We start from the raw sequence: 11,307 nt of genomic DNA, 5'->3' as shown, positions 1-11,307 counted from the left end.
CCCGCGACCCATGACTGGCCCTCAAAAAGCAGGCTCGAATCACAACCAAGCAAATTTGCCAATTCCTTTTGTCAACACGGCCTAGTAATTAAGAATTATATAAAATGAAAACCCGCCGGACGCAAAGCACGTTACCGGCGGGCTATAAAAACGAAACATAGTCTCGTTCAGATCACTTTGGGAATTCAATCCCTCGGTGATTACCTATTTTAGGAAAAGGTAAGATCACCGAATGGCGTGCCATCCGGAAAGTCTGCGTCAAGGAAGTTGCCGGTCGAGCTACCGAGCGTCAGCTCCTCAAACGAGCCGATTTTTTCCATCTTCGGTGCTTCATAGCCGTTATTTTTCAAGGTTTCCATATCTGCGCTCCTAGTATCAGCAGGCGAAAAAGCCTAAGCATCGAGATACCCCGACTCATCGACTAGGAACACGCGGAAATTCGATCTGTTCCAATAACATACAGTTCCGGCAGGCCTAAAGATTGTTACTAAATTACAGTAAAAACCTGATCCGATATCGGAGTAAAATAATTGAAACCTGTTTTTACGGAGGAACTGGCGTTCGTCGCGAGATGCACATCGATGGCGACGCATCCGGCGCATGTAGAAAAGGTCGATGCAAGATCGTTAGACTGGGATCTCGTCATGCGGCTTGCCAAGCGTCATCGTGTAAAAGGGCATTTGGCAGAATATGTTTTGAAAGGCGCCTCCGATAATCTAACCGGCGTGCCCCCCTGTGTTCTGACGAAGTTAAAGACCGAAAAAGATGCACTTGCATTTTCTGAAATGCGGATGCTTTCGGCCTTTAAGATGATCAAGGATCAGCTCGACAACGACCGAATTGGCTTCGTTCTGATAAAAGGCCTGCAGATCACGTCGCGTGCTTATGGGCGTCTTGGTATACGCAGCAATCACGATATCGACATTCTCGTCGACGAAAGCGATGTCGTGGCCGCTAAGAAAAGTTTGACGCGGCTCGGGTTCAACGGAAATTCCGACAGCGGCGATATTCGCGCTTCCGGAGTAATGTCGAAGCGCAAGGATTTGGAACTCTATAGCGATCGCCTTCAGGTCGCAGTGGATTTGCATTGGCGCTTTTTCGTTAATCGTTTTCTCCTGCCGGTCATGTCCGCCGACCTTACTAGGACGGAACATATTTTAGGAAACTGCGCGGTACAGGTGCTCCAGCCTCACGCCAATATCGTGTATTTATCCGTGCATGGCGCACATCATGGATGGTCTCGCCTGAAATGGCTGGCGGACATGAATGCCCTTCTTGCCGTGGAGGGCCGCGATACTCTTGTGGATGCTAGCGAGCTTGCAAATCAGTTGGGTGTTTCAGCCTGTCTCGATCAGGCACTGTTTCTGCAAGATGCTATCTACAAAGGGAAAAAATATGCCAAGGCGGATTTTCCGGGTTTGCGAGATTGGTTGCTTCACCAGCTTGCGTTGACCTCGATAGCCGGGTTTGAGGACAGAGAAATCGAAATGGTTTGGGGTGGAACAAAGTTCAAAAATCTTAGCCATTATTTATTGAAAACCGAAGGCCGCTATCTTCGCCAAGAATTCAAATTCGACCTAAAAAGCCGTATTTCCGAAATAAATCCGTTCCGTAATAATACTTATTCAGATCCAGCTAAAATTGAATAATATGCTGCATTTATTGCAAGAGGCAGTTTAAATTCTCTATGATCGGCTTGCGCCATTCAATTTCGGAAAAGATAGCGCACTCAATTCCGTTCATCGTCTATTTATGCCGAGCGGGTATTGATATTGTCGTCACATCGCTTCCAAGGATTCGATTCACGGGCGCCGAGAGCGCCAGGATGAAGGGCGGCGGAACGGTTGTGCGACGGACAGTTACCATGAGGAATTTCATTATGCCGCGTGCCTATCGCGCTTTCCTTGCGTCTCTTGCGCTGCTTGGGGCCCCTGCCTTCGCCGCAATTGCCGCTGCACAGGAAATAGCTGCACCCCAATCCCTTTACGAAGTGGGAGAAGGTGACGTACTCCAGATCAACGTTTACGGGACCGATGTCTATGATGCATTGGTTCAGGTGTCCGCCGACGGCACGATCCCCGTTGGCGAACTAGGTGAAGTGATGGTTGGCGGTTTGTCCGCCACGCAGGTAGGCGAACGACTTGCCCTTGAGTTCAGACGGCGCGGAATTCTCCGGGATCCGGTCGTCAATGTGGTTGTGCAAGAATACAAAAGCAAAAGGGTTTCGGTGCTTGGTAACGTAGCACGGCCCGGTGAATATGTTCTTGATCGAGCGGGAATGCGGTTGACAGACCTTCTTGCCCGATCAGGCGCCAATCTTGCTCAGGGTGCGAGTGTCATTCGTATTACGAATGCGAAAGGTGAAATGGTCGAAATCCCCGCCTCGGACGTGGTCAGTGGCGAGCGAGATCGCGTTGCGCAGCCCTATGAAACGATCGTTGTGACGGAAGCCCCGACCTTTTATATCCTTGGCGAGGTGCAGAATCCCGGAGCCTATCCCCTAGAGCCAGGGTTGACCATGGAGCGTGCGATGGCACTTGCTGGTGGCTTGACGCCGCGTGGCTCCAGAAACAAGCTGAAGGTGACACGGAAGGCGCCAAATGGTGTGGAAATTTCCGGCAAGGTTGACAGAGATGCCGAGATCCGGCCGAACGATCTCATTCGCGTCGGTGCGCGCATTTTCTAAGGGGTGTAGAATATGATTTTGAGCCACATGCTCAAGGTGTTGCGCCTGCGGTGGCTTATTATCGCAGGGCTTGCATTCGCCGGTCTCGCCTTGGCCGGGCCATATGCTCTTCTCGCTCCGGACGTTTATCAGTCCGATGCCTCGGTCGTGGTGGAAACCCGGTCGTCGGAGACGATCGGCGCCCGTACGCAGGGGGAAAGTCTGTCTCCTGATTATCTTCTTACGTTGGAGGATATTCTGAAGAGCAATCGCGTGGCCGAACGTGTCGTGGATTTGCTTGACGAGGAATCCCTGCCTGTTCTCGCGTCCCGTTTTGGATGGGTGCCAGGTTCGACTCCGGTCAAGCCATTCCTCGCGAAAGTGTTGCAGCCGCGCATGACTGTGCAATCGAGCCTACCAAGTTCGCGTCTCATGCGAATCGGGTATGCAAGCAGTGACCCTCAATTTTCGGCGCTCATGGCAAATGCGTTTGCGCAGGCGTTTATTGATGTAAATCTCGCATTACAGACGGAACCCGCTCGCGCCGCAGTCAAATCTTATAATAATCAGCTTACGCAAAAGGCGGATGAGTTGGAGGCGGCACAGCGCCGTTTGGCAAGCTTGAAAAGCCAGCTCGGTGTCATCGATTCGGAGGGCGGAAGCAGTGCGGACAACGTCGGGTTGACTACGCTCGCAACGCAGCTCGCGAGTGCCGCCGCAAATGCAGAGATCGCAAGCTCACAGGCAGCCAGCGGTGCGCTTCCTGCCTTGCAATCGGACCCTGTAATCACGCAGCTTAACGTACAGCTCTCCGCGCTGCGATCGCAGCTCGCCCAACTGAATACCATCGCCGGCCCCAACAATGCGCAGGTCCGGCAGCTTCGCGATCAGATTGCCAGCGTGGAATCGCAAAAATCGCAACAGATTGCACAAGCGCGACGCAGCAAGGCGGCCGAAGCTGCACAGGCGCGTCAGGCGCAGCAGGGAATTGCAAACCAAGTCGCTGCGCAGATGCAGCGTACCATGGCATCGCAGGCAGCAGAAAGCGAGCTTGCTCAGGCGCGTCTTGACGTCGCAGGCGTGCAAGAAGCCTATGACCAGATGGCCCAGCGTCGGACGCAACTCGAAGTGTTGAGTCAATCCGCGCAAACCAATATTTCTTTGCTTACGCCGGCAACCCCGAACTTTAATCCGGTCGGTCCGAGGCGATTGTTTATTATCGTCCTGGGCGTCCTTGGCGGCTTGATCGCTGGAATAGCCGTGGCCATTTTGCTCGAGCTTCTCAACCTGAAAATTCGGATGGCTGAAGAACTCGACGGCTGGCTCGGAATTCCAGATTTGGGGTCGGTGCGTTCATCCGACGGACAGAACATTTTGCCACCCCGAAGATTTGCTGGATTGCTGCCATCCTTAGGGAATACATAGTGGATCAACGCACAATGACCGATACGCCTGCTAAGGATGGGCCTCATTACGAGTCCGCAAACGAGGCGATTGCGGACGAAGGCTCGCATACTGGATTGGCTGACGCAATTGCCGCGCAAGGCGGTATGGCGTCGGCTGAGCGAAATTTTACTGCCCCTAACAAGGGGGGCGAAAACGTCGATTGGGATCGTCTGGAGTACGTCAGCGACGAAATCGTCGTTTTGAAGGACCCTATGTCGGCACGCGCGGCCGATCTGCGACGACTAGCGCAAAAATTGGCGGTTCAGTGGTTTCTTGGTGACGAGGTGCGTTGCGCGCTGTCGATTATCAGCGCTGATCGTGGAGAGGGGCGTACGACTGTCGCTACCAATCTGGCCTGTGTTTTTGCGCAAGCCGGCGCGCGAACCTTGTTGATCGACGCGGACCTTTACAATCCGACGGTCCATAGGAATTTGGGCGTCGAAGAGGTCAGCCAAGAGATGGCGGGCAATCCGGTCCCTACGTCCCTGAGAAATTTGTTTGCACTGTCCTGTTCAAAGGATCTGGGTTTGGACCATGATCTGTTCATGCGTTCAACGATGTCGATGCTGATCGAGACACATAAGAAAAATTTCGATTTGATATTGGTAGACACGAACGCAGCTTCCATTTCTGACGACTATCTTTTTGCGGCACTTTCTACAGGGGGCGCAGTCGTCGCGACCCGCGAAGGCGTTACCAAGGTAAAATCTGCGGCACGGATGTTGAATCGTTGCGAGGATGCCGGTGTTCGGATCGTTGGCGGTACAATGCTGAAAAAGTAAGTGAAAATTATGACCGATTGATATCGGCAAACGGACGCACTCCGATTATAACCAATAAGGTTTTATTTTCCTACAAAGGATAACCAATGCACTGATCGTGGGCCTCCAAAAAAAGAGAGTCCACATGATCCGAACATTCTCGAAAAAAAGTCGAATCGATCACGCCATGCCTGTTTCCACGGTGGTTTGCGAATGTGACCTCAAGTTCGATTTAGCCAATAACCAGAATTTCGAGCTCAGCTTCGTACAGGTGTCACTATGAGCGGGTTCGATCATATCGCCCGCGCCATGGGCAGTGGCGCGCGTCAGCAAGCCGCAGAAGCTTTCGAAACCGCAAAATCGGTTGAAGTTTCCACACAGCAAACCCAAGACGCGATAACCGATTTGCGCGCAGCGACCGATGATGTCGCGCGTGTGGCTACCGGTACGGGAGATAAGGTCGCCGAACTTGCGCAGGATCTGGCGCAGCATTTGTCGGCTTCCATCCCACGACTATTCACGACGATGCGTATATCCCCGCCGCCCCATGTCGAGAGGATCCATAGCAGCGGCTATGCGCAGACCGGTTCCGGATGCGCGTCCTATGTCAGTGATGGGCTGGCAACCGCCGAATTGCTTGCTGCGCATCCACGCGCCTGCCTGAAAGGGGAGGGCGAGAGCCATTTCCGTTTGCTGCCCTCCGAGAGCGGCTCCATTTCGCCCGATCAGTTCGGCTATACCGGAAGCGGTAATGCGCAGCCGTTCATTCAGGCGGCGATCGACTATGCCAATGCCGTAGGCATCGAGCGGATCGAATTGCGCGCAGGCACTTACGATTTGTGGGCGCCGCTTCGTAACCCTGAAGAGAGCGCTACGACGGGCTCGTCCGGTCATTATATGGTCGTGCGGGAAAACCTGGTCATTGGCGGAGCCAGCCGCCACCGGACCACGCTGCGGCTTTTGAATAGCCACGGTAGCAGCAACGACAGCATCACACAGTTCGGCATGACTTACGATCCGCCCTTGGCCGGTTCTGGCGCCGATCTGCAATCGGACTGGATCGGCAGCGGCATCGTCATACTGCCCCGCACGACCATGGACTTCTTCAAACTGGAGAATGTCGAACTAGACGGCACGAGAACCTATCATGCCGAACTTCCAGTCGAGCCTCAGGTCAATCTAACACACAAGGGTTTTTGGGCTCAAGATGTGACGTGTACGCGAATCGAAATGCGTAATGTCGACATGCGCAATTTCGGCGGTGAGATTTATTGCACCGCAGGAAACGCAAAAGTCACCGAAGAATATTTCGAGAACGTTGTGTTGGACGGCTCTCCGCATTGCGCCTGGAATCCTGGAACCGCTGCCCATAGCCTGTGTGTAAATTTGCAAGCTGGTAATGCGCATCAGAACCTGGTGACGGGCGGTTCAGGCAAGATTTTTGTCGGTGGCCGTTTCTATGACCTGAAAAGAGCAGCGCTCATGGGCGGGGCCGCGGGCGGCGACAATGGCGCGGATGGCGCGCCGCATCCTGCTTATCCGCTGCGTCCCGGTTCGGGCAGCGCACCGTACATCACCTTCGAAGGTGGCTTTACCATGGAACGTTGCGGCGAGGTGGTTGCTGGCAGCTACATGCGTGGTCAGCTTCGCCTGATCGATACGACCCTGGCGCTCGATGGTTTCGGAAAGCTCGTCGATGTCGATCTGCAGCTTGTTGCAGTGATCGACCGCAGCGACCGCACCCATGCCTTGTCGATTGCCGGGCCACCGAATGCCGCAACGACAGTTGCGGGGACTGATGTTGTCGTCCCGCCCGCCAGCAACATCAAGGTCGACCTTACCTGCGATCGGACCAATCTGGCCTATAGAGCGAACCGTTCCTTCGATCAGGCGGTGCTCCTTCATGGCGGTTTGTACGATGCGAACACGATAACACTGACCGTGCGAGGCGACGGCGCCTGTCTTCCCGTAACGCTTCGGGATTCGAAGCCGGGCTTCGTATGGCCTCGAATCGTCATTGCCGATAGTTTCGACGATGCATCCGGGCAACGCGGTATGGTGCAATCGTTCGTAGCGGCGGAAGATTCGGCGATGACGCTGCTGCCAGGAACAAATGAAGTACGACCGGCGGCGAAAGGCCCCGTCATGGTGAGCCTTAACCAAACTTCGACCGGCTTTGTCGATGGGCAGCTTGCTACGATTGTGCACGGTGGTAGCGATGCGCAGATCGTGTGTTTCCCGCGCGTGGGTCACGGTATGAAGTTGCAGCAGGATCGCTCTCTGATCAATCAGGGCGACCGGCTGATGTTGCGCTGGGATGATGTTCACAAGGTCTGGGCGGAAACAGGTTACAATACTAGCGCCCAACTCTCCTTTTTCGGTCAGAAAACCTGGACCGCCTCGACCATTGTCTCAAACCAAAAGATCAGCATGTCCGTGCCTGTCGAAGGCGCACGTGTCGGCGACATCGTTAGCGCCATTTCGTTCGGCGCGGTCGATACGACCGGGCTGATCGCGCGCGGCGAAGTTACGAGCGATGGGACCGTGACGGTCGGCATCTACAATTCGATAGCCGATCCTATCGATCTTACCGGTGCCACAATGAGGGTTAAGGTGGATAACCAATGGGCAGCATTACAGGCGCGAAAGGCCGCGCCTGCGTTAAGCTCTCTCGACCTGGACCCGATAGATGCGACGACCGGAGAGCTGTGGAACGGAACCGTCGTAAATAACACCGCCTCTTCCACGATTACCGCGTTTTGTTCGGACGGCACGCCGCTAACCGTATTGGACAATATCGTCAGCGGTACGTTCGCAAACGCGGGTGACAAAACGATTGCGCTGACGGAAACGCTGAAAAATAGTCCCAATAGCCCGCGTGATACGATGGTGACCGTCACCGTCGCTGATCCTGTTGCCACTCTCGGAACGCTCTCGGTCTCGCCCGACAGCCTCACGCAAGGTCAAGCCGCAACAATCCATATCCATGGCGCGAAAGACGGCAGTACGATTACACTTGCAGGCGGATCGCTTCCGCAGGGTCTTACGCTCAACAGCGCCGAGCGTACGCTTACCGGCACATTGACCACGGCGGGCAGCAGCAATTTCACTCTGCGCGAGACATTGGAAAATAGCCCCAACAGCCCGCGCGATACCATTTTGGCTTTCACCACGGTGGCAGAGCCGGTGTTTGGCTATACGCTGCCCGACGAATTTCAGCGTACCGCAATCGCTTCGTCTCCTGCGATCACCGGTACAAGTTACTATGTCGCGTCGGACGGCGATGACAACGCTGCCGGCACCTCGGCCGATGCGGCGTGGCAATCGATGGCCAAGGCCGTGGCGCAGATGCCCGCCATGCAACCGGGGGATGCCATCCTGTTCCGCGGCGGTGATACGTTCGAAGGTCATCCCAAGTTCCGCGAGCAGGGCGACGCAGCCATCCCGATGACGATCGGAAGCTACGGCGAGGGACGCGCGCGAATACGCTGTGTCCAAGCTGATCGCGGCATATTGGTTTACGACAGTTCCGGCATCGTCATTCGGGATCTTATCCTCGACGGCGATAACATTGGCACCGATGCCATCATGATCGGCAATGCAGGCTCCCGCGCGCAGCGCGAACGTTTCGTGCGCGTCATCAACGTCGAAATGTCGAACTTCATCGAATCCGGACACGGCATCTTGCTCGGTGGCGATAGCGGCGACGCTGGTTATGACGATGTGCGGATCAGCGGGTGCGACATTCGCAATTGCGGGCGTGCCGTCCTTGGCTACGGCCCAGGATCAAGTGCGGACGGCGCGCCGGTCCATACCGATGTTCATTTCGATAATTGTTTTGTGGACGGCAATACCCGTGGCGGCCTGGTGATGGGCCATGTACGGGATGGGAGCGTCACATGGACGCGCTCGACCAACAATGGCGCGGCCAGCACTGACGGTCCCGTCGGCATCTGGATGTACAATTGCGAAAACGTCTGGTTCCGTCATTGTGTGTCCGATAATAACAAGACCGGCAACCATGTTGACGGGGACGGCATCGATATCGATGGCGGGTGCCGTAATTGCGGTATCGAATATTGTTATACGTTCGAGAACCAAGGCTGTGGGTATTTAGTCTGTTCCTACGAAAACGGACCAATGTACAATAACATTGTTCGCAACAACATCAGCGTGAACGATAACGTATCGGGACAATCCTATTACGGCGGTATCACCCTGTATACACCGCCGAGCCACGACCGTCTCGAAAACGCGATGATCTACGGAAATACGATCATCAATGCCAACCCCGGGGTGGAAAGCATGTCCGGCGATGTCACCAATGCGACGGCGACGTTCGCCAACAATCTCATCATCTCGTCCACCGGGAAACATCTTGATTTCGCGGGCGATGCATCGGGACTGAGTTTTCGGAAAAACCAATATTGGGGTCCAGGCAGCTACTATGTGGGCGGCGACAAGTATGCCGATTTCGCGGCGTTCCGAGCGGGGCGTTCGAACACCTCCATCTATGCCGACCCTCAGCTTCCGAGCACCGAACCGATAGCTCTGGATCATCACGACGCCAATGCACTGGCCGACGCCTATGCGCCTGTTGCACCGCTAGCGGGTATCGAGCCTTCGATAATCGGGATGGTCAAACCGACATACAACGCCTTCGGCCGCCTTTCGAGCAGTCCGCCGGCGATGGGTGCGGGGGCAATCACGGACGTCGAGATGAAAGCTCAACTGTCCGCGCTGACGCTCGCGTCGATCAGCATCACCGTAGGACAGCCGTCCGCCATCGACATTGGCGGAGCGACACCGGGAAGTACGATCGCGTTGGCACAAGGATCGCTGCCGGCGGGTCTGACTCTCGACAGTGCGGCGCGTGTGATCACGGGGACCCCGAACGCGATAGGCACAAGCAGCTTTACGCTGCGGGAGACGTTGCCGGATAGCGTAAACAGCCCAAGCGATACGGTTCTGTCGATGACGATAAGGGCCGGGTCGGACAATCTTGTGCAGAATGGAACCTTCGACGGGCTTTCCCCATGGCAGGTCACATCGAATGGAACGGTTGCGACGTCCGACAATGTAATGAGCCTTACTCGATCAAATAGTGCGCCGACAGTCTTCCAAACGCTCAACTTGATAGCCGGGGAAAGTTATCGCGTTATTTTTGATCGGCGAAACGCCGGCGGTAATTCAACCACAGTCCAAGTTGCCATCAAGACAGGGGTCTCACTTGGGACAACAACGATTGGGGTTCATCCCGATAATTATGCAGGCAGTACATGGCAAAACGAAGCAAGTTTTGAGTTTAAAGCCGAAGAAACGAATGTAATCCATCTGGTGGCCGGCTCCCAAGCGGGCACCGTTCAGTTCCGAAACATCTTTGTCGTCCCGAGGGCAACGATAGCGCCGCCGCCGACAACGACGGTCGTGGAACAGGCGAGCGCAGTAGGGGCCCCGCACGGGATTGAAATCTCCGGTCCCGATTCCCCGCCCAATGGCAACATCGAACCTGCACCCCACGCTCTCAAATTCGAAGGATAAATGATTATGGCAAATCGCAGCATCTTTTACCGTAAGAAGGGCGAAACGGTTTGGAACCGTTGCGTCGGACCCGCGACTGGCTTTCGCATCGATCAGCTTCCTTCCGAAGTAAAATACGAAGTCGATATCGGTGATGGAGAGTTAAAGGAAATTGTTACGCTATTGCCTGCGGTAGGGACAGAATGGTCACCCAAACTGTTTCCAACTCTCCAGGTCATCCGGGCCTATCCCGAAGAAATGCTCGACGCTGGTTTCACGGAGGGTGCCGGTTACGAGCCGACCATGTTCAGTTATACGTCTTTCGAACAGTCGGACGTTGCAAGGCGTCCGGTCGTCAACACAGACGGCATCCATTTCAGCACTGCGAGCAAAGATATCCTCGTTTACAAGGGCATGGGCGCCGTCGCGCCGTCGCTCACCCGCTGGGGTATCGGGGTCTTCCGCGTCAACGATACGGCCATGAGCAAGCGCGCTAACATCGGCACCATGATGGGCGGCGGCAGCTCCAACCGCTACGCTCCTGCTGTCCAATACACAAACGGCAAGATGCAGGTTATCTGGGGCGCGTTTAGCGCGACGACCGACACCGAGGGCCAGTTCATTGATGCGCAGCGCGCCACGATCAAGATCGATTGCGATGGCGCGATTACGGATGGTCAGACTTGGAACATCGGCACGTTTGGCCGGCATAACGGCAAAACCTATGCCCGCCTTAACGGGAATCCGCACACGAACCACACGCACCCCGACTATCGCTACAGCTACACCGGCGAAAGCGAAGCGATTAATTACATCGGCGTGACGAATTCGGACACCTGCGATATATCGTTGAACTGCCTTATTTTCGGACAGGGCGAGGTGAGCGAGAAGTTTATCCGCAAGTTGGAAGGCTGG

Annotated in this window: 7 protein-coding genes; 6 read left to right on the top strand and 1 reads right to left on the bottom strand. The window is 55.1% G+C overall.

The window, feature by feature from the left end; translation table 11 throughout:
- Positions 1–209: 209 nt before the first annotated feature.
- Positions 210–359, bottom strand: a complete 150-nt coding sequence (locus tag K4G67_RS16770) for a lasso RiPP family leader peptide-containing protein (protein ID WP_239807405.1) — start codon at positions 357–359, stop codon at positions 210–212.
- A gap of 222 nt (positions 360–581) precedes the next feature.
- On the opposite strand from K4G67_RS16770, the gene K4G67_RS16765 reads away from it, so the two are divergent.
- The 6 genes from K4G67_RS16765 to K4G67_RS16740 form a co-directional block, all read left to right on the top strand.
- Positions 582–1,649 (top strand): nucleotidyltransferase family protein, encoded by a 1,068-nt coding sequence (locus K4G67_RS16765; protein ID WP_239807404.1) that lies wholly within the window; start codon positions 582–584, stop codon positions 1,647–1,649.
- Positions 1,650–1,687: 38 nt separating this feature from the next.
- Complete coding sequence (locus K4G67_RS16760) at positions 1,688–2,686, top strand: SLBB domain-containing protein (RefSeq protein WP_239807403.1); 999 nt, start codon at positions 1,688–1,690, stop codon at positions 2,684–2,686.
- 12 nt (positions 2,687–2,698) lie between these two features.
- Entirely contained in the window at positions 2,699–4,090 is a 1,392-nt protein-coding gene (locus tag K4G67_RS16755; protein WP_239807402.1) for a Wzz/FepE/Etk N-terminal domain-containing protein, read from the top strand.
- Positions 4,091–4,104: 14 nt separating this feature from the next.
- Entirely contained in the window at positions 4,105–4,893 is a 789-nt protein-coding gene (locus K4G67_RS16750; RefSeq protein ID WP_239807401.1) for a tyrosine-protein kinase family protein, read from the top strand.
- A 258-nt stretch (positions 4,894–5,151) separates the two neighbouring features.
- Positions 5,152–10,413: a putative Ig domain-containing protein gene (locus K4G67_RS16745; protein ID WP_239807400.1), complete on the top strand. Its 5,262-nt coding sequence runs from the start codon at positions 5,152–5,154 to the stop codon at positions 10,411–10,413.
- Between the two features lie 6 nt (positions 10,414–10,419).
- The coding region (locus K4G67_RS16740; RefSeq protein ID WP_239807399.1) for a hypothetical protein at positions 10,420–11,307 on the top strand (888 nt) is incomplete at its 3' end.

The organism is Croceicoccus hydrothermalis (assembly GCF_022378335.1).
GTDB classification, from domain to species: domain Bacteria; phylum Pseudomonadota; class Alphaproteobacteria; order Sphingomonadales; family Sphingomonadaceae; genus Croceicoccus; species Croceicoccus hydrothermalis.
The sequence above is the reverse complement of the archived record's forward strand: the minus strand, read 5'-3'. Positions and strand labels throughout refer to the sequence as shown.

Bases quoted from the DNA above. Each gene is read 5' to 3' on its own strand.
- K4G67_RS16765 (WP_239807404.1), top strand. From the start codon at position 582: ATGGCGACGCATCCGGCGCATGTAGAAAAGGTCGATGCAAGATCGTTA.
- K4G67_RS16755 (WP_239807402.1), top strand. From the start codon at position 2,699: ATGATTTTGAGCCACATGCTCAAGGTGTTGCGCCTGCGGTGGCTTATT.
- K4G67_RS16760 (WP_239807403.1), top strand. From the start codon at position 1,688: ATGATCGGCTTGCGCCATTCAATTTCGGAAAAGATAGCGCACTCAATT.
- K4G67_RS16750 (WP_239807401.1), top strand. From the start codon at position 4,105: ATGACCGATACGCCTGCTAAGGATGGGCCTCATTACGAGTCCGCAAAC.
- K4G67_RS16745 (WP_239807400.1), top strand. From the start codon at position 5,152: ATGAGCGGGTTCGATCATATCGCCCGCGCCATGGGCAGTGGCGCGCGT.
- K4G67_RS16770 (WP_239807405.1), bottom strand. From the start codon at position 359: ATGGAAACCTTGAAAAATAACGGCTATGAAGCACCGAAGATGGAAAAA.